This window comes from Limnohabitans sp. TS-CS-82 (assembly GCF_002943475.1).
In genome coordinates this window covers 389,613-408,638 of sequence record NZ_PTQX01000003.1, presented here as the reverse complement: position 1 = coordinate 408,638, position 19,026 = coordinate 389,613, and the positions used below count along the sequence as shown (strand labels likewise).

19 protein-coding genes are annotated in these 19,026 nt (G+C 60.6%); 8 read left to right on the top strand and 11 right to left on the bottom strand.

What is annotated here, in order from left to right; translation table 11 throughout:
- Positions 1-53: 53 nt before the first annotated feature.
- The 4 genes from apaG to C5F52_RS09675 are packed head-to-tail and all read left to right on the top strand — an operon-like array spanning position 54 to position 2,514.
- A complete protein-coding gene (gene apaG, locus C5F52_RS09690; protein WP_104798194.1) occupies positions 54-446 on the top strand; it encodes a Co2+/Mg2+ efflux protein ApaG in 393 nt (130 codons plus the stop codon).
- Between the two features lie 8 nt (positions 447-454).
- Positions 455-1,453: a thiamine-phosphate kinase gene (gene thiL / locus C5F52_RS09685; RefSeq protein WP_104798134.1), complete on the top strand. Its 999-nt coding sequence runs from the start codon at positions 455-457 to the stop codon at positions 1,451-1,453.
- A gap of 51 nt (positions 1,454-1,504) precedes the next feature.
- Positions 1,505-1,993, top strand: a complete 489-nt coding sequence (locus C5F52_RS09680) for a phosphatidylglycerophosphatase A (protein WP_104798133.1) — start codon at positions 1,505-1,507, stop codon at positions 1,991-1,993.
- On the top strand, positions 1,990-2,514 hold the full coding sequence (locus C5F52_RS09675; protein ID WP_104798132.1) for a CinA family protein: 525 nt from the start codon (positions 1,990-1,992) through the stop codon (positions 2,512-2,514). Before C5F52_RS09680 ends, C5F52_RS09675 begins: the two co-directional genes overlap by 4 nt.
- Before the next feature lie 43 nt (positions 2,515-2,557).
- Here the strand turns inward: C5F52_RS09675 and C5F52_RS09670 are convergent, their stop codons facing one another.
- From C5F52_RS09670 to argS, 8 genes are all read right to left on the bottom strand, one after another.
- Positions 2,558-3,040 carry a putative toxin-antitoxin system toxin component, PIN family gene (locus tag C5F52_RS09670; RefSeq protein WP_104798131.1) on the bottom strand — a complete coding sequence of 161 codons (483 nt, stop codon included), beginning with the start codon at positions 3,038-3,040 and terminating at the stop codon, positions 2,558-2,560.
- Positions 3,040-4,470 (bottom strand): class I SAM-dependent RNA methyltransferase, encoded by a 1,431-nt coding sequence (locus C5F52_RS09665; protein ID WP_104798130.1) that lies wholly within the window; start codon positions 4,468-4,470, stop codon positions 3,040-3,042. The genes C5F52_RS09670 and C5F52_RS09665 overlap by 1 nt, the downstream gene beginning before the upstream one ends.
- 8 nt (positions 4,471-4,478) lie before the next feature.
- Complete coding sequence (locus tag C5F52_RS09660; RefSeq protein ID WP_104798129.1) at positions 4,479-6,050, bottom strand: RNA polymerase factor sigma-54; 1,572 nt, start codon at positions 6,048-6,050, stop codon at positions 4,479-4,481.
- A 4-nt stretch (positions 6,051-6,054) separates the two neighbouring features.
- A complete protein-coding gene (gene lptB, locus C5F52_RS09655; RefSeq protein ID WP_369952004.1) occupies positions 6,055-6,843 on the bottom strand; it encodes an LPS export ABC transporter ATP-binding protein in 789 nt (262 codons plus the stop codon).
- Complete coding sequence (gene lptA, locus C5F52_RS09650; protein ID WP_104798128.1) at positions 6,840-7,400, bottom strand: lipopolysaccharide transport periplasmic protein LptA; 561 nt, start codon at positions 7,398-7,400, stop codon at positions 6,840-6,842. Before lptA ends, lptB begins: the two co-directional genes overlap by 4 nt.
- A gap of 97 nt (positions 7,401-7,497) precedes the next feature.
- The gene (locus C5F52_RS09645; protein WP_104798127.1) at positions 7,498-8,148 is read right to left on the bottom strand and encodes a thiol:disulfide interchange protein DsbA/DsbL; all 651 of its coding nucleotides are present in this window, start codon (positions 8,146-8,148) and stop codon (positions 7,498-7,500) included.
- 21 nt (positions 8,149-8,169) lie between these two features.
- Positions 8,170-8,850 carry an SPOR domain-containing protein gene (locus tag C5F52_RS09640; RefSeq protein WP_104798126.1) on the bottom strand — a complete coding sequence of 227 codons (681 nt, stop codon included), beginning with the start codon at positions 8,848-8,850 and terminating at the stop codon, positions 8,170-8,172.
- Positions 8,851-8,874: 24 nt separating this feature from the next.
- On the bottom strand, positions 8,875-10,584 hold the full coding sequence (gene argS, locus C5F52_RS09635) for an arginine--tRNA ligase (RefSeq protein WP_104798125.1): 1,710 nt from the start codon (positions 10,582-10,584) through the stop codon (positions 8,875-8,877).
- Between the two features lie 55 nt (positions 10,585-10,639).
- On the opposite strand from argS, the gene C5F52_RS09630 reads away from it, so the two are divergent.
- Both C5F52_RS09630 and C5F52_RS09625 read left to right on the top strand, forming a co-directional pair.
- Entirely contained in the window at positions 10,640-11,695 is a 1,056-nt protein-coding gene (locus C5F52_RS09630) for a glycosyltransferase family 2 protein (protein WP_236657801.1), read from the top strand.
- Positions 11,696-11,699: 4 nt separating this feature from the next.
- Positions 11,700-12,071 carry a GtrA family protein gene (locus C5F52_RS09625; protein ID WP_104798123.1) on the top strand — a complete coding sequence of 124 codons (372 nt, stop codon included), beginning with the start codon at positions 11,700-11,702 and terminating at the stop codon, positions 12,069-12,071.
- On the opposite strand, the gene C5F52_RS09620 is transcribed toward C5F52_RS09625, so the two are convergent.
- From C5F52_RS09620 to C5F52_RS09610, 3 genes are read right to left on the bottom strand one after another with little or no spacing between them, the layout of a single operon-like run.
- Positions 11,994-13,703, bottom strand: coding sequence for a glycosyltransferase family 39 protein (locus C5F52_RS09620; protein ID WP_104798122.1), 1,710 nt, complete (start codon positions 13,701-13,703; stop codon positions 11,994-11,996). The two genes, C5F52_RS09625 and C5F52_RS09620, sit on opposite strands and share 78 nt — an antisense overlap.
- Positions 13,704-13,739: 36 nt before the next feature.
- Positions 13,740-14,579: a ChbG/HpnK family deacetylase gene (locus tag C5F52_RS09615; RefSeq protein WP_236657800.1), complete on the bottom strand. Its 840-nt coding sequence runs from the start codon at positions 14,577-14,579 to the stop codon at positions 13,740-13,742.
- A complete protein-coding gene (locus C5F52_RS09610; protein WP_104798121.1) occupies positions 14,576-15,517 on the bottom strand; it encodes a LysR family transcriptional regulator in 942 nt (313 codons plus the stop codon). The genes C5F52_RS09615 and C5F52_RS09610 overlap by 4 nt, the downstream gene beginning before the upstream one ends.
- Positions 15,518-15,572: 55 nt before the next feature.
- On the opposite strand from C5F52_RS09610, the gene C5F52_RS09605 reads away from it, so the two are divergent.
- Together C5F52_RS09605 and C5F52_RS09600 are read left to right on the top strand one after the other, a co-directional pair.
- Entirely contained in the window at positions 15,573-16,613 is a 1,041-nt protein-coding gene (locus C5F52_RS09605) for an SLAC1 anion channel family protein (RefSeq protein ID WP_104798191.1), read from the top strand.
- Between the two features lie 130 nt (positions 16,614-16,743).
- Complete coding sequence (locus C5F52_RS09600; protein ID WP_104798120.1) at positions 16,744-18,963, top strand: malate synthase G; 2,220 nt, start codon at positions 16,744-16,746, stop codon at positions 18,961-18,963.
- Positions 18,964-19,026 lie beyond the last annotated feature (63 nt).

Sequence of the window (19,026 nt, the reverse complement as noted above, 5' to 3'; positions counted from 1 at the left end):
GTGATTATTTCATCCCTGCCAAGGCCCCTTTGGGCTTAGGCCAAAATCAGGCCATGCAACGCTATAAATTCCAAGTCGAAGTTCATCCCCAATACCTGCCCGACCAATCGGATCCAGAGGGCGGGTTGTACATGTTTGCCTACACGATCACCATCACCAACATGGGAAGCATCGCCGCACAACTGATCTCGCGCACTTGGAACGTGAACGATGCCGAAGGCATGCACGAAAAAATCCGAGGCTTGGGCGTTGTGGGCCATCAACCCTTGCTCAAGCCCGGCGAGCAGTTTGAGTACACCAGCGGCACCCGCCTGCGCACGCCCACCGGCACCATGCACGGCAGCTACTTCTGCGTGGCGGAAGACGGCGAAAAGTTCGACGTGGACATTCCCATGTTTGTGCTGGACGCCTTGAGCGACGCGCCAGGCAACCGCAACCTGCACTGATAGCGGCTATGGGTGAATTCGACCTGATTGAGCGCTACTTCAAACGCCCCACTCAAAAAGCGGTGCTGGGCGTGGGCGACGACTGCGCCCTGTTGACCCCCACTGCGGGTATGCAAATGGCCATATCCAGCGACATGCTGGTGGAAGGCCGCCATTTCTTGAGCACCGTCGACCCCGCCCGCTTGGGCCACAAAGCCTTGGCCGTCAACTTGAGCGACTTGGCGGCTTGTGGCGCCACACCCATGGCCTTCACCTTGGCACTGTCGTTGCCCCGCGTAGACGAAGCTTGGCTGGCTGGCTTTTCCAGCGGCTTGCTGCAATTGGCCGATGCGCATGGCTGCGAACTGGTGGGCGGCGACACCACCCAAGGGCCATTGAACATCTGCATCACCGTGTTTGGCGAAGTACCTCCGGGCGATGCCCTGCTGCGCCACAACGCACAAGTGGGCGATGACATTTACATCAGCGGCACGGTGGGCGATGCGCGCCTGGCCCTTGAAGTTTTTCGCGGCACGCAGTTGTTAGATGCGGCGGGCTTGGCCTACACCCGCTTGCGCATGGAACGCCCCACGCCACGCGTGGCCCTGGGCACCGCCTTGCGTGGCGTGGCCAACGCCGCCATCGACGTCAGCGACGGCTTGCTGGGCGATTTGGGCCACATCTTGAAACGCTCAGGCGTAGGGGCCCAAATCGACACCGCGTGGCTGCAATCGTCCAACACCCAACGCCACAGCGCAGGCAACGACGCCGATGCAGGCATCAGCCCTTGGTTGGCCGCGTTATCTTGGAACAAGCGCCTTGACTACGCCCTCGCCGGAGGTGACGACTACGAACTTTGCTTCACCGCCCCCGTTGAGCAACGCGAAATGGTCCACGCCGCCGCGTGGGAAAGCGACACCCCCGTGACACGAATCGGCCGCATCACGGCGCAACAAGGCTTGGTGGTGCTGGACCCACAGGGGCAGCCCATTGCACGCAGGTTTGCGTCGTTTGATCACTTTGCTTAAACGCACCCTCGTCCTAGCCAGCCAACTCACCCCGCACATCACCGACCCGTCATGCTGAACCGCCGCTTCGTTCTCTCTCACCCCGCCCATTTCATCGCGCTCGGCGCTGGATCTGGCCTGAGCCGTTTCGCGCCGGGAACGGCAGGCACCTTGTGGGCGTGGGCGGTGTTTTTACTCTTGCAAATTTGGTTGACACCCTTCCAAATGGGCGTGTTGATTGGCGCATCCACGCTGGTGGGGTGGTGGGCTTGCACACTAACCGCACGGCACATGGGGGTGGCCGATCCGGGCGCGATTGTGTGGGACGAGGTGGTCGCGTTTTGGCTGATTTTGTGGCTGGTCACGCCCACCACATTTGGTGGCGAGTTGGGCGCATTCATCTTGTTTCGCTACTTTGATGCGGCCAAACCCGGCCCTGTGCGCTGGGCCGATCAGCTGTTCAAAGGGTTCGGTTGGCGCGGTGGCTGGGGGATTATGTTTGACGACTTCGTCGCCGCGTTTTGCACGTTGTTGGTGATGGCTTTATGGAGAACACTATGACGACACAAACGACATCGACGGACGTCGAAGCCTTGGCCCAAGCGCTGCTGCAACACGGCTGGATGTTGGCCACAGCCGAGAGCTGCACGGGCGGCCTGATCGCCGCGCGTTGCACCGACTTGGCGGGATCGAGCCAGTGGCTGGAGCGCGGTTTTGTGACCTACTCCAACGAAGCCAAACACGAAATGCTCGGCGTAGACAGCGCCTTGATCGCACAGCACGGCGCGGTGAGCGAGCCCGCCGCCCAAGCCATGGCTTTGGGTGCGCTGCGCCATTCGCGGGCGCAAGTGTCGGTGGCGGTAACGGGCGTTGCGGGGCCCACGGGCGGCTCAGTCGACAAGCCCGTCGGCACGGTGTGGTTCTGCTGGGCCTTACCCAGCGATGCGGGCCCTACGTTGGGCGCCGAAACCGCGTGGGTCAAAACCGAGGTGATGCACTTCGCGGGCGACCGCGCTGCGGTACGCGAGGCCACCATGCAGCATGCCTTGCGCACGCTGCTGACCTTGCTCCAAACGCCTTAAGAAAGAGCGGCCGCAGAATGCCACTCGCGTTGGCATTCGCCGCTTAGCCCGGCAACACAGCCGGGAAACTTTTAGCCACCGCCACACCCAAGCGTGCCATGCGGTTGCGCATGGTCAACACGGCTTTGTCTTTGCTGATGAGTTGCGTCTTGTGCTGTGCAGCCAAGTCGATGAACTTTTGGTCATCGCCATCTTTGCAGATGAACAGCGCTTTGGGCGCAATGGGCTGCAACACGGCATGGGCATCGAATTGGCGCAAGATGTCTTCGGCCGTCAACGCGCTGAAGGCCAAGCGCCGGGCGATGTGGGTGTAAGCCAACACGCGTTCAAGCTCATCGCGCATCACTTGCGTCGCGACCCACTGCACAGACTTGGCGCTCAACGCAGCGTGCAAGTCGGGCGTCGCGGCATCTTGATAAAGCCAGAGGTCCAGCACGATGTTGGTGTCGAGCACCACACGCACAGGCGGCAGGCTGGCTTGCAAATTCAAGCCCTCAACTGTGCCAACACGCTCGCCGTCACTCATCACGATGTTGCTGGCCCTTTGCCCTCGGTGGGCTGAGCATCAGGGGCTTGGGCGTCGTTAGGTTTGTTGCGCATCGAGCCGGCACGCAAATCAAAGCGGAACATGCGGCATTCGATGGGGCCGTTCCACATGGGCACGCGGCGCGACTCTTTGAAGCGCATGCGGGTGGGCAGCTTGAGGTCGGGGGTCAACATCCAAGCCGACCAACCGGCGTAGTTTTTCTTCCAGTGGCTGGCGAGTTGGGCGAAGAAGTCGCCGCCGTCTTCGGTCTGGGCAATGTCACGGGCGCCGAAGCGCGGCACATCATCACGGATCATGCCGTTGTCATACGCGGCATCGTCAAAGCCCGCATCGCCGTTGCTGTTGACGTCTTCGTAGGGCGACACGTATTCGCTAGGCGGTGCATAGCGGGCGCGGCGTGCGGCACCCGCAATACCGGCGGCTTCAATGCGCTCGCCATACGGGGGGTTGACCAGCATGATGCCGGGTTGCTCGCACGGGGGCATGCGTTGCAAGGCATCGCCACCGCGCAGTTGCACAGCGTGCGCCACGCCACCACGTTCGGCATTGCGCTCGGCAAAGTCGACCATACGGAAAGCCACATCGCTGCCAAAAATCGGCGCACGCGGCTCGCACTCTTGGTTGCGCGCGTTGTTGAGCAAGCCTTGCCAAACGTGGGCTTGGTAAGGCACCAATTTTTCGAAACCAAAACGACGCATCGAACCGGGCGCGATGTTGCAGGCGATTTGCGCCGCTTCAATGGCGATGGTGCCGCTACCGCAACACGGGTCATACAACGGCACACCTTGCGCCACCAAGCCGTCTGGATTGGCCGCCGTGCCGTCGCCTTGGCTCCAACCGCTGGCCGCCAACATGGCCGCTGCGAGGGTTTCTTTCAACGGGGCGTCGCCTTTGTCGGCGCGCCAGCCGCGCTTGAACAAGGGCTCGCCCGAGGTGTCGATGTAGAGCGTGAGGTTCTCGGTGGTCAAGTGGGCGTAGATGCGGGCATCGGGCCACTGCGTGTTGACGTCGGGGCGCACGCCGGTCTTGTGACGGAAGCGGTCGGCCACGGCGTCTTTGATTTTGAGGGCCGCGAAATTCAAGCTCTTCAGCGGGCTGTGCTGCGCGGTGATTTCAATCTTGAACGACTCTTTCGGCGAGAACCACAGCTCCCACGCCACTTCGCAGGCCGCGTTGTAGAGGTCTTGCTCTTGGCGGTAAAACGTGTGCGACAACTCCACCAACACGCGCTGCGCCAAACGGCTGTGCAGGTTGAGCAACATGGCATCGCGCCACGAAGCGCGCACCATCACGCCTGCGCGGAAGGCGCGCAAATCTTCATCGGCGACGCCGGTGATGCGTTTGACCTCGGTGGCCAAATAGGTTTCAACGCCTGCCGCACAGGGCAAGAAAAGGGTCAACTGATTCATAAATGTCTTTAAAGCGCTTTGCGCAAAGTGGTTGGCGCAATGCGTAGCGCCTCACGGTACTTGGCCACGGTGCGGCGGGCGCACTCAATGCCTTGTTCTTTCAGCATCTCAGACAGTTGGTTGTCTGACAGCGGCTTCTTGGTGTTTTCGTTGGCCACGAACTGCTTGATCAACGCACGCACGGCCGTGCTGGACGCGTTGTTGCCGCTGTCGGTTTCCAACCCCGAGCCAAAGAAATACTTCAGCTCAAAGGTGCCGTAGGGCGTGCTCATGTACTTGTTGGTGGTCACACGGCTGATGGTGGACTCGTGCAGGCCCAACTCCTCGGCAATCTCGCGCAGCACCATGGGGCGCATGGCGAGTTCGCCGTGGATGAAGAAGTTTTTCTGGCGCTCGGCAATCGCATTGCTCACGCGCAAGATGGTGTCAAAGCGCTGCTGAATGTTCTTGATGAACCAACGCGCCTCTTGCAAACGTTGCTGCAGTCCGGCGTGGTTGTCGCCTTTGCCGCCTTTCAGGGCGCTGGCGTAAATGTCGTGCACACGCAAACGCGGCATCACATCGGGATTCAGGGCCACGCGGAATTTGGGGGCGGTGGTGGACTTGCCCACGCGGGTCACCAACACGTCGGGCACCACCACATGGCGTTCCACATCGGCAAAACGACGACCGGGCTTAGGCTCCAAACGGGCAATCAAGGCAATCGCCAATTTGACGGTGGCTTCGCTGTCGTTCACGGCCACCGCCAAGCGTTTGAAATCGCGCTTGGCCAACATCTCCAACGGTTGCTTGCACATGGCCAACGCCACGTCGCGCACATTCGTGGCTTCTTCGCTGACCACCTCCATCGCCTTGAGTTGCAAGGTCAAGCACTCGGCCAAATGGCGCGCGCCCACACCCACAGGCTCCAGGCTTTGCAGCAGCGACAAGGCCACTTGGAAGCGATGTTCGAGTTCTTCGATTTGTTCTTCGTCCTCGCCGCCCAAGCCTTCGGCCAAGCTGCGCAAGCTGTCTTCGAGGTAGCCGTCGTCGTTGAGGTTTTCAATCAAGTAGCGCAGGGCGGCTCGGTCGGTTTCGCTCAGGCGCAGCGCCAAGGCTTGGCGATGCAAAAACGAAGTCAACGATTCTTGGCTGCGCGCCAGCTCGGTGGCGTCGGCCACATCGCTGTCGGCGGTGTTGTTGTTTTTGCTGGCGGGGGCATCGCCGCCCCACTCGGAGTCGTCGGCTGAAAACTCCACACTGCCGTCACCATCCCAGCTTTCGGCAATGCCGTCCACGCTGGGCTCGGTGTCGCTGGCCGTGTTGTCCACGGTGATTTCGGACATGCCGCCGTCGAGCGAGGGCACTTCGCGCACGGGCTCGACTTCTTCGTCACGCGCGGGCGTGTCGGCTTTGTCGAGGCCAAACTCTTCACGCGGCGCCTCTTCAAACTCTTTGTCGAGAAAGGGGTTGTCGTCGAGCATTTGCTCGATCTCTTGGCTCAACTCCAACGTAGACAGCTGCAACAGTCGGATGGACTGCTGCAACTGGGGCGTGAGCGCCAGATGCTGGGAAACGCGGAGTGATAAGCCTTGTTTCATGCCATCACATTCGGAAGTGTTCGCCGAGGTACACGCGGCGCACGTCGGCGTTTTCCACGATCTCGGTCGGTGTGCCCTGCGCCAGCACGCGGCCATCGCTGATGATGCAAGCGTGGTCGCAAATGCCCAGGGTTTCGCGCACGTTGTGGTCGGTGATGAGCACGCCCATGCCACGCGCTTTCAAAAAACCGATGATGCGTTGAATCTCGATCACCGCAATCGGGTCGATGCCAGCAAACGGTTCGTCCAACAAAATAAAACGCGGGTTGGTGGCCAAGGCGCGGGCAATTTCTACCCGACGCCGCTCACCGCCCGACAAGGCCACCGACGGCGAGGCACGCAAGTGCTCCACGCGCAGCTCTTGCAGCAATGAGGTCAGCCGCTTTTCAATCTCATCGTGACTCAGCGGCTGGCCGTGATCGTCGCGTTGCAGCTCCAACACGGCGCGCACGTTGTCTTCCACATTCAGCTTGCGAAAAATCGACGCTTCTTGCGGCAAGTAACTCAGCCCCAAGCGTGAGCGACGGTGAATGGGCAAATGCGCCACGGGCTGACCGTCAATGGTGATGGTGCCGCCATCGGCACGCACCAAGCCCACGATCATGTAGAACGACGTGGTTTTGCCGGCACCGTTGGGGCCCAGCAAACCCACCACTTCGCCCTTGTTCACCGCAATCGAAACGTCGTGCACCACCTTGCGGCTGCCATACGACTTTTGCAAGTGGCGTGCTTCCAAGCGGCTCACAGCCGCAGGCGCAGTCGTTGACGTGGCGGGAGACAAGGGAACGATCACTTTTTATCTTTGTCCAAAGTTTTGTTGCGCGGCGCCAAAGTCACGCGGACGCGGCCGCCCGTGGCCTTGTCACCGTCTTCGGGGCGTTGTCCATCGATGGCAAACACATCGGTCAAGTTGTCATAGGTGATGAGCTTGCCGGTCATTTGGTCGCCCAGCACAGCGCCTCGGTAACGACGCACCTCGGCTTGGTCGATCAGCTTGATGCGGTCGGCGCGGCCGTCGTATTCAATGCGCAAGCCTTCGCCTTCCATGAATTCATCAACGCCTTCGCGTTTTTGACGAAAGAATGCGCGCTTGTTGGGCTCCGGCAGGACGATGCCGAATTGGTAGCCATCGGGGTCTTGGCGAATTTCAATGCGCGAGCCGCGCAGAATCATGGTGCCTTTGGTCAGCACGGCACGCCCGGTGAACACGCTGACTTGCTTGAGTTCATCGTGCACCAAGCTGTCAGCCTCGATGTTCATGGGCTTGTCGCGGTCAGCTTTTTCAGCCCACACCGCAGCTGGGGCAAACGCCACCAGCAAGGCGATCAACAGGGAAAGAAAAGAGTTCAAGGCACGAATATTGCTGTATTTAACTGAGGCTGATTCTAACCACGCCCCAGACAGCGCCTTCAGGCCTCCCGCTGGCCACCTTGGCGGCCACTCAGGCTCAGCGGCCGCGGCGCACTTCTGCTAACAAATAATCGGTCACTTGAACGGCACGCTCCATGCTGCCCGTCAACGAACCGTCGGTGTAGAAACGACCGGCAATGCCCAAAGCAGGCACACCTTGCACCTTGAACGCCTCTTGCAACTGGGTGGCGCGGCGGGCTTTGGTGGCCACGCCAAAACTGTTGAAGGTTTCGGTGAACTTTTGCTCGCTCATGCCGTTTTTGCCAGCCCAAGCCGCCAAGGCCGCGCCGGTGTTGAGCGTCTGGCGCTCGGTATGGATGGCGTGAAACAGCTTGCCGTGCATGGCATCCACCACGCCCAAGGATTCAAACACGTAGTACGCACGCTGTTGCGCTTCAAAGTCGTCACGGAAACGCACGGGCACGCGCTTGACCACCACGTCTTTGGGCAAGGCCTTGATCCAAGCGGCGAAGCGTGGTTCAAATGCGTGGCAATGCGGGCAGCTGTACCAAAAGAACTCGATCACTTCGATCTTGCCGGCATCCACTTCGGTGGGCACGCGCTTGTCGAGCGAGATGTACTCAATGCCTTCTTCCGGCTTCTTACCGGCAGCAGGGCCTTGGGCTTGTGCGAACAAGGGCAAACCAGCCATGGAAATGGCGGTCAAAGAAAAATCACGACGTTTCATAAGTCACCCTAGAAAGAAAATTTAACGTTGCACCCGCACCATCGCGGAGTCGAGATGCGCAGCTTCGAGCTTGGCGCGCACGCGTTCAGCTTCGGTTTTGTCCAAAGGCCCGACGCGAACGCGGTACACGGTGCGGCCGCCTTGGTCGCGTTCGCTGACCTTGGCGTCCAGACCCAACAAGCCCATTTTGGCGCGTTGCGCGTCGGCCTCTTCGGGCGTGCGGTAAGCACCGGCTTGCACAAAATAAATGAACGGGTCCGCGGCCATGGGCATCGGAGCGGGCTTGTTGGCATCCACAGCCTTGGGCTCGGCGGGCTTCAAATCAGCTTTGGCTTTGGCCAAATCGCCCAAGGGGTCGGCGCTTTTGGGGTCGATCTTGACGGCGGGGTCAGGCTTGGGCTCCACAGGTTTGGCCACCGGCTTCACGTCGGCTTTGACCTCGGGCTTAGGGGCCTCTGGCGCGGCGTCAGCTTTGTCTGTCGATTTGGCGGGGTTCTTGCCGTAGAGCGGGGCGTTGGGGTCCCAATCTTTGTTTTTCTTTTCTTCGGCCGCGTCTTGCTCTGCCGAGCGGGTCATGCCCTTGTTCATGAAAGGCATGGGTACCTTGGTGACGTAAACGGCCACGCCCAAGGCCACCGTCATGCCCACCACCAGGCCCATGATGAAACCCACCAAGGTTCCGCCGCGTTGTTGATTCAACATTGAAATAGGTCTCCGAAGACGGGGTTACATGCTGGCAGGCGCAGACACACCCAACACCGCCAAGCCATTGTGCAGCACCTGCGCGGTGGCAGCCACCAGCGCCAAGCGCGCTTTTTTCACGGCTTCATCATCCACCAAGATGCGCTCGGCATCGTAGTAGCTGTGGTAGCTGGCCGCGAGGTCGCGCAAGTAGAAGGTCACGTCATGCGGCGCAAAGTCGGCCGATGCTGCACTGAGCATGGCGGGGTACTTAGCCAGTTGCAGCATGAGGGCTTGGGCTTGCGGGCTTTCCAACGCTGACAAATCCACCCCTTGCAAAGAGGCGACATCGCCGCCGTCTTTGTCGGCCCAGGCACGCAGCACCGAGCAAATGCGGGCGTGGGCGTATTGCACGTAGTACACGGGGTTGTCGTTGTTCTTTTGCACGGCCAAGTCCACGTCGAAGGTGTACTCGGTGTCGGGCTTGCGGCTCAGCAAGAAGAAACGCACCGCGTCTTTGCTGGTCCACTCGATCAGGTCGCGCAGGGTCACGTAGCTGCCCGCACGCTTAGAAATCTTCACTTCTTCGCCGCCGCGCATCACGCGCACCATGGTGTGCAACACGTAGTCGGGGTAGCCCTCAGGAATGCCCACATTGGCGGCTTGCAAACCAGCGCGCACGCGGGCAATGGTGCCGTGGTGGTCGGTGCCTTGGATGTTGACCACCTTGGTGAAGCCACGCTCCCACTTGGTGATGTGGTACGCCACGTCCGGCACAAAGTAGGTGTACGTGCCGTCTGTCTTTTTCATCACACGGTCTTTGTCGTCGCCGTAGTCGGTGGACTTGAGCCACAAGGCGCCGTCTTGCTCGTAAGTTTTACCAGCAGCTTGCAAGCGGCTCACCGCATCGGCTACCTTGCCGCTGGTGTAGAGGCTGCTTTCCAAGTAGTAATTGTCGAACTTGACGTCAAACGCTTTCAAGTCGAGGTCTTGCTCGTGGCGCAGGTAGGCCACGGCGAATTCGCGCATGCCGTCCACGTCGTTCACATCGCCGCTGGCGGTGAATTCGCGGTCATCGGACTTGACGGTTTTGCCAGCCAAGAAATCGGTGGCAATGTCTTGGATGTAGTCGCCGTTGTAAAACGCTTTGCTCTCTGGGTTCTCAGGGTCCACCGGCCAGCTGGCGTCGCCGGGCTTGATGCCTTGGGCGCGGAAGTGCGTGCTCTTGGCCAAGGTGTTGATTTGCACGCCCGCGTCGTTGTAATAAAACTCGCGGTAAACGTTGAAACCTTGCGTGGCAAACAAATTACAAATCGCATCGCCCAGCGCGGCTTGACGGCCGTGGCCCACGTGCAACGGGCCGGTGGGGTTGGCAGACACAAACTCGACCAACACACGTTGGCCGTTGTCGGCTTGAAAGCCAAATTGTTCTTTGGCCACCAACACCTCGCGCACGATTTGCTGTTTGGCGGCGGGCTTCAAACGGATGTTGATAAAGCCGGGGCCTGCAATCTCGATGTCTTGCACCCACTGTTGGTACACGGGCGCGGCCAACAGCGCGTCGCGCAGCTGTTCGCCGAGCTGACGGGGGTTGAGCTTGAGGGGTTTGGCCAACTGCATCGCAGCTGTCACAGCAAAGTCGCCATGCGCGGCGACCTTGGGCGATTCAAAAGCAGCCTTGTTGCCGGAACCGGGCAACAAACCGTCGAGGGCTTGGCTCAGAGCGGCCAGCAATTCTTGTTTAACTTGGAGCATGGCGAGATTTTACGGGGCGGCCCTCACTTTCACGGGGCACGCCTTATTTTTTGGCATGATCTACCCCTATATGCGCGACGCCCACACACTCCCCCAACCCGACCGTTTCCAATACACCCCCACCCTGTCGTGCGTCATGCCCGCTTACAACGAGGGACAAAACTTGGGCACCGTGGTGCCGCAGGTGCTGCAAGCCTTGCAGGCGCTGGGCTCACAAGTGGAAATCGTGCTCATCAACGACGGCAGCCGTGACGACACGGCGCAGGTCATGCAAGCCTTGTGCGAAGCGCACCGCGAAGTGGTGGGCATCAACCTGTCGCGCAACTTTGGCAAAGAAGCCGCGCTGACCGCCGGCATCGACGCGGCGCGCGGCGAGGTGGTGGTGCTGATGGACTCCGACGGCCAGCATCCCGTGTCGCTGGTGGCCGACATGCTCAAGCGCTGGCGCGAGGGCTCGGACGTGGTGTACGCCATTCGCCGCACGCGCGATGACCAATCGGCCTTGCACGCGGGGCTGACAGGCATGTTTTACAAGCTCATCAACATGGGCAACCGCGTGAAAATTCCTGCGCACGCGGGCGACTTCCGTTTGATGGACCGCCGGGTGGTGGACGCCCTCAAATCGCTGCCCGAGCGCAACCGGTTCATGAAGGGCTTGTACGCTTGGGTCGGCTTTGCCAGCACCGCCATTGACTACGAGCCACTGCCCCGTGCCGCGGGCGAGAGCAGCTTTGGTTTGCGTGGCTCATTTGCCTTGGCCTTGACAGGCGTTTTGGCGTTCTCCATTGCCCCACTGCGCGCCTTGACATTGGTCGGCTTGCTGCTCGCCACCGTCGCCTTGGGCTACGGCGCTTGGGTGGTGGCCGAATATTTCATGTGGGGCATTGATGTGCCAGGCTATGCCACGCTGGTGGTGGGCATGATGTTTTTCAGTGGCATTCAACTGCTGTCCATCGGCATCTTGGCCGAGTACGTGGGGCGCATTTACGAAGAGGTGAAGCAACGACCCATGTATTTGGTGAGTCACCACTGGGGCTCAGGCTTGGCTTTGGCCCCCGTCAAGGCGCCAGCGCCTTCGATGGCTCAATTCGACAACGAACACCCGATCTAAAACGATGCACAGTGGTTTTTGGTTTTTGGTGGTGGGCAGTGCGGCAGCCGCCACCCACATGGGCGTGTTTGAGCTGACCAAAGCCCATCTGTGGCCCGAGTTGGCCAATGCCGCTGGGTTTTGCGTGGCGTTTGTGGTGAGTTTTGCGGGTCACCGTCGCTTGAGTTTTCAAGACGCAGGCACCAGCTTTTGGCAAAGCTTGCGCCGATTTGCAGCGACCGCCCTTGCGGGCTTTGTCGCCAACGAACTCATGTTTGTGGTGCTGCTGCGCGGCTTGAATTTGCCAGACTGGCTGGCCTTATTTTTTGCCCTGGTCTTTGCATCCGCGCAGACCTTTTTGCTCAGCCGCTTCTGGGCTTTTCGCCGACGCGCTTGACGCCGACGCAGTTGCCGCCGTCGCACCTGAGGCGGCCGCACTGGATTGGTACAGGCTCCAAGCGCGGCCTGCCAACACCAACTCAAACCCAGCGTGTTGCGCCATGTTGAGCGTGGTCGAGGTGTTGGGTGCCACCACCCATGCGTGTGGTGTGTGCTTCAAGCTGTCTAAACGCGACAAGGGCACCAAGCTGCGGGCGGCTTGTGCATCAAAGTCGGCGCCTTCAAACAGCTCACGGCGCCAGTTGTCGCCCGCGGTTTGACGCAAGGTGTCCCAGTCTTGAATCACCTCCAGCGGTTGCATGACTTGCGCGTAGAACGGCAAATCGTAGGGGTACTCGTCCACGGCAGCCACCACGTCTGAGGCGCGGGCTTGACAAGCGAGGACCTCGGCCACATCCAAGCTGCTGTGTTTTTGGGTGTAGCGCTCCGCCGCCACTTGCGCACCCACCGCCAGCGCCACATTGAGCCCCACGACGACAGCAAACACCCGATCACCCCAAGCACGCGGTGCCACATGACGCTGCCACCAGAGCGCCGCGAGCAGCGCCAGCGGGGGCATGACGGGCAAGGCGTAGCCAATGAGTTTGGAGTTGGGGATGGAGAGAAATCCCAAAATGGCGATCAGCCAAATCCAGCACAGCGCGGTCCAACGCGGGTCCACGCTCACGCCAACGTCTACGCGCAGTTGTTCATGTGACGTATTTGCCGAAGGCGTTGTTGAAGAAGGCGGCATGCGGCCTTGACCGTTCAACGCAGTCAGGCGCTCGCGCAAACTGCGTCCAGCACTGGCGACCACCAAGAACACCCACGGGAACATCAACACCACGACGGCAAGCCCGTAAAACCACCAAGGTCTGGCGTTGTTAAAGGTGGTGGCGGTGTAGCGACCGAACTGATGCTTGCCAAACATATAAGCCAACATATCGGGATGCTCGCGCGCCGCCAGCACAAACCACGGCAACGCCACGGCCGCAAACAACAGCATGCCGCTGAACCAAGGCAAGGTCCACACCTTGCGCCATTGCCGCGTCCACGTCACCCAAAGGCACAACACCAAACCGGGCAACAGCAAACCAATCAAGCCTTTGCTCAAGACACCCAACGCGCAGGCGATGAAGCCCGCGCGTGCCCAACCCGCATGCACGCCATCCGCGTGCATCAACGCCCGGGCAAAACACCAAATGCCCACGCCCATCCACGTCGCGACCATCGTGTCGTGGTTCACGTATTGGCCGCCTATCAAAAACGCCAAGCTGCTGCCCAACATCCAAGCCGCGCGGTTGGCCACGGTCACGCCTGCGATGTGGCGCGCGCACGCCCACAACAAGCCAGCCATCAGCATGGCATGCAAAGCCACCACACAACGCGCCGCCCAAGGCGTGACGCCCAGCACCGCCATGGCACCGGCTTCGAGCCAGTAAAGCAAAGGGGGTTTGTGAAAGAAAGGAATGCCGTCCAAGCGCGGCGTGAGCCAGTCACCGCTCATCACCATCCATCGGCCCACCTCTGCGTAGCGCCCCTCATCGGGCAAGGCCAAAGGACGCAAAGCGGCCAAGACCAGCAACAACAGCGGCAGCACGCACAGGGCCCAAGTGCGACCGCGTGCGGAGAAAAAAGAAGAAGAGGTCATGTGAAAACGCAGGTGAGGCGCAGCGAAGGTGCGCGGTTAAACCGAGGCCATAGGCAAACCACTGCCTCGGACCAAGCGAACGCCAGCATCGCGCAAATCTTGGACAAAGTCGTGGCTGGCCAAATAGGCAAATTCACGGGCGCGGGCGGGGCCAATGTCGTCATCCGCTTGGGCCGAAGCGGCGGGGTGACACATGATGAGCGCGGGGCTTGCCGAGGCCTTGGGCAAATCAGCCAGCCAACCTTGCATGCGTTTTGCATAGTCGGCCACGCTGCCGTCAAACGCGTAGGCCCCCGACAAAGGGCCAACCGTCGGCCAGTGGTGGTCATCCGCCCAAGCTTGTAAAGTTTTCGAACCCATCGTAGAAATCACGCGTGCTTTGAACCCCGCTTGTGCCACGTTAGAAATACGCAACCACGGACGCGGCGCAGCGCTGCCGTAACGGCGCATCAGCACCTCGGTCAGCGCATCACGCAAACCCTTAAATTGGTGCACATGCTGGTGGCCATCGACATGGTCTGGCGCGGCGTGCCAATGTTGTTCAAAGGCGTCGAGTTGGCGCTCTATCTCATCGCGCAAGGCGGAGACATCGAAGCGGCGCAGCGCAGCACGGCGCATCACCGCACTCAAACTCCCGCCAAAACCGGCGCTTTGGGCAAAGGTGCTGGTCCAATCCAAATGCAAGCCCACATCCAAACGACCGCGCAAATCGCGCAAGGCAGGGGCATCTTCGGACCAACGGGGCGAGCGCGTCATCACGCTGGTGGCGCTCAAACGGCCCAGCACCACCAAGGCAACGATGCCTTGTGAGGTGGGCGCGTTGACCGCGTAGTCGTCGGCGCACAGCACCACGTCTCGGATGGACGCGATGCTCATGCGGCAGCGCTCCAGTACGCGGCTTGGCCGTAGTGGTCCTTGAGAAAATCGATCCACAAACGCAGACGCAGCGGCAGGTGCTTGCGCTGCGAAAAAATGGCGTAAATGCCGTTGGGCGGCGCGGCAAAGTCATCCAACACCGTCACCAACTGGCCGCTGCTCACCTCAGCCTCCACCTCCCAAGTGCTGCGCCAAGCGATGCCGTAACCTGCCATGCACCAGTCGTGCAGCACTTGGCCATCGGAGCAATCCATCGGGCCGCTGGGGCGCAAGTGAATCACCTCATGACCCGCTGCCTCGCTGGCTTTGGCGGGAACGGGCACACGAAAGGCCCAGCCACGGGTTTGCGACGCATCGCTGGAGAGCGTGAGACAACGCAAGCGCATCAAGTCATGCGGGGTTTGGGGCGTGCCGTAGCGTTTCAAAAATTCAGGCGTGGCCACGCACAGGCGGCGGTTGTCGGCCATGCGCACACTGACCAGCGAGGAATCGGGCAAATCGCCCACACGCACGGCGCAATCAAACCCTTCGGCGGCCAAATCGACCACGCGGTCGCTGAGGTTGAGCGACACCGTCACGTCGGGGTGCAGGGTGTGAAACTTGGGCACCAAGGGCGCCACATGGCGACGCCCAAAGCCCGCAGGGGCCGTGATGCGCAAATGGCCACTGGCTTTCAAGCCACCCGCGCTGACGCTGGCCTCGGCGTTGGCGACATCGGCCAGCAAGCGTTGGCAGTCTTCTAAAAAAGCGGTGCCTTCATGGGTGAGCGTGATGCGCCGCGTGGTGCGCACCAAGAGCTTGACGCCCAAGTGCGCCTCCAAACTGTCCAAACGACGCCCCATGATGGCGGGCGCGACACCTTCGGCTACAGCGGCCGCGGTCAAGCTGCCCTTTTGGGCCACCGACACGAAGGACTCGAAGACTTTGAGTTTGTCCATGCGGTGGATTATCCACGGGGGCTGGCGCAAAGCGCCACGCCTAGAATCGCGCCTCATGAACGCCAACACCCCCACACATCGCAGCAACACGCAGACCACATGGGTTCACCACGCCACGGCCCGTTTGGCGCACATGGGCCCCGCTTGGTTCGTGTTGGTCATGGGCTGGAGCGGGTTGGCCCAGGCTTGGCTGCGCGCCACCGATGTGCTGGGTGACATGGCGCTGGGCTTGAGCTTGGTCGCTGGCGGATTTGCGCTGTTGATTTTCAGCGTGCTGTGCTTGGCTTGCATCGTTCGGCTGAACGTCCACAACGCCGCTGTCCAAGCCGACTTGAAGCACCCCGTGCGCCATGCCTTCATGGCCACACTGCCGATTTCGATGATGCTGCTGTCTACGTTAGGCGCCGCCCTGTTTTGGAACACGGCCCCTTGGCTCGACCACCTGCTGCGCGCCACGTGGTTGATCGGCTCGCTGTTGGAGCTGGCCGCCACCGTGTGGGTGCTGGGGCGCTGGCTTCGCCCCAAAGAAGAAGGCGGCTTGCAGTGGGCCACGTTCACCCCCGTGTTGTTCATCCCTGTGGTCGGCAATGTACTGGCGCCCTTGGGTGGCGTGACGATGGGGTTTGCGCCTTGGGCCACCGCCCAAATGGGCATCGGTCTGCTGCTGTGGCCGGTGCTGCAAACCTTGCTCATCGTGCGTTTGGTGCAAGCGGGTCCCATGCCTGCGCGCATGAGCCCTGCGCTGTTCATCACCGTGGTGCCGCCGTCCATCATTGGCCTTGACATGCTGCAACTGAATGCTCCCATGCCCTTCGTTTGGGCGCTGTGGGGCGTGGGCGTGTTCTTTTTGATGTGGGCGCTGACGCAACTCGACGCCATGCGCTCGCAAGCCTTTGGCATGGGGCATTGGGGCATGAGCTTTCCCTTGGCCGCCTTCACCACCCTGACCTTGCGCCTGAGCAGCGCCCCCGAAGGCGCTTGGCTTCAGCTGCCCGCCACCGCCCTGTTGGCCATCACCTCTTTGGTGATTTTGGGCTTGACCTTAGGCACTTGGCGCGGCCTGCGCACGGGCACGCTGCTGGTCGCCGAAGGCTGATTAGGCATCTAGAAGTCACGACATCTGAAAAATTTAGCCACGCAATACGGGCGCGGCTTTGACCTAAGATTCGTCTTGAATTTCTGTTTTTGAGATCTGTATTTTTAAAACTACCTGAGAGCGTTGACCCATGACCCAAACCACCACACCACGCACGCAAATTCACAGCCTGCAAGTGGCCACCCAACTGCAAGATTTCATCAACACCCAAGTGTTGCCAGACACCGGCGTGAGCCAGGAAAAGTTCTGGCGCGGCTTTGACGCCATCGTGCAAGACTTGGCCCCCAAGAACATCGCCCTGTTGGCCGAACGTGATCGCATCCAACTCGACATGGATGCTTGGCACACCAAGAACCCCGGCCCGATCAAGAAGATGAAGGCCTACCGCGCCTTCCTCGAAAAAATTGGCTACCTCGTGCCCCAGCCTGCCAACGTCAAAGCCACCACCAAAAACGTGGATGCCGAGTTGGCCTTGCAAGCCGGCCCCCAGTTGGTGGTGCCCGTGTTGAACGCCCGCTACGCCTTGAACGCCGCCAACGCACGTTGGGGCTCGCTGTATGACGCCCTGTACGGCACCGACGCTTTGCCCGAAACCAACGGCGCAGAAAAAGGCAAGGGCTACAACCCCGTGCGCGGCGCCAAAGTGATTGAGTACGCACGCTACGTGTTGGACCGCACGGCGCCTCTGAAGAGCGGCTCGCACATTGACTCGACCGGCTACACCGTGGTCGGCGGCGAGTTGGTCGTGTCCCTGAATAACGGCAAGACCACCAAGCTGGCGAAAGCGGCGCAATTCATCGGTTTCCAAGGCAACGCCGCTGCACCTTCTTCGGTGCTGTTGCAACACAACGGCCTGCATCTGGACATCCAAATCAACCGCAACACCGCCATCGGCGCGTCTGACGCAGCGGGTGTGAGCGACTTGATCGTGGAAGCCGCCTTGTCCACCATCTTGGACTTGGAAGACTCCGTGGCCGTGGTCGACGCCGAAGACAAAGTGCTGGCCTACGGCAACTGGTTGGGCATCGTCAAAGGCACCTTGACCGAGTCGGTCGAGAAAAACGGCAAGACCTTCACCCGTGGCCTGAACGCTGACCGCGTGTACACCGGCAAAGACGGCCAGCCCGTCAAGCTGCATGGCCGCTCGTTGCTGTTCTTGCGCAACGTCGGTCACTTGATGACCAACCCTGCCATTTTGTACACCGGCAAAGACGGCGCCACACACGAGATCCCAGAAGGCATCATGGATGCGGTGATCACCACCGCCATCGCGCTGCACGACTTGCAAGGTCACGGCAAAGACGGCATTCGCAACTCGCGCACCGGCTCGGTCTACATCGTCAAACCCAAAATGCACGGCCCTGCCGAAGTGGCATTTGCCGCCGAGTTGTTTGGCCGCGTCGAAAAGGTATTGGGCTTGGCTGACAGCACCGTCAAGCTGGGCATCATGGACGAAGAGCGTCGCACCAGCGTGAACTTGAAAGCGTGTATCGCCGCCGCGGCCAGCCGCGTGGCGTTCATCAACACCGGCTTCCTCGACCGCACCGGCGACGAAATGCACACCGCCATGCACGCTGGCCCCATGATGCGCAAGGGCGACATGAAGTCCAGCGCTTGGATTCAAGCCTACGAAAAGAACAACGTGTTGGTCGGCTTGTCATGCGGCTTGCGCGGCAAAGCGCAAATCGGCAAAGGCATGTGGGCCATGCCCGACTTGATGGCCGAGATGCTGAAGCAAAAAATTGGTCATCCCAAAGCCGGTGCCAACACCGCTTGGGTGCCAAGCCCCACCGCCGCGGTGTTGCACGCCATGCACTACCACCAAGTCAAAGTGGTGGACGTGCAAAAAGAGTTGGAGAAGGTCGACTACAACAAGGTGCGCGACAGCATCTTGGATGACTTGTTGCAAGTGCCCGTGGTGGCCAAGCCCAAGTGGAAAGACGCCGACAAACAGCAAGAGTTGGACAACAACGTGCAAGGCATCTTGGGCTACGTGGTGCGTTGGATTGACCAAGGCGTGGGTTGCTCGAAAGTGCCAGACATCCACAACGTGGGCCTGATGGAAGACCGCGCCACGCTGCGTATTTCTAGCCAACACATTGCCAACTGGTTGCTGCACGGTGTGGTGACACCCGCGGAAGTGAAAGCCACGTTCAAGCGCATGGCCTCCGTGGTGGACAAGCAAAACGCTGGCGACCCGCTGTACCAAAAGATGGCGGGCCGTTTCAGCAAGAGCGCGGCGTACCAAGCCGCACTCGACTTGGTGTTCAAAGGCAAAGAACAGCCTAGCGGCTACACCGAGCCTTTGCTGCACGCTTGGCGTCTGAAGGTCAAGGCTGGCGCGGCGTAATCTGCCTGCGTTTTGACCTTGCGCAAACGGCCCCTTCGGGGGCCGTTTTTCATGGTCACTCGG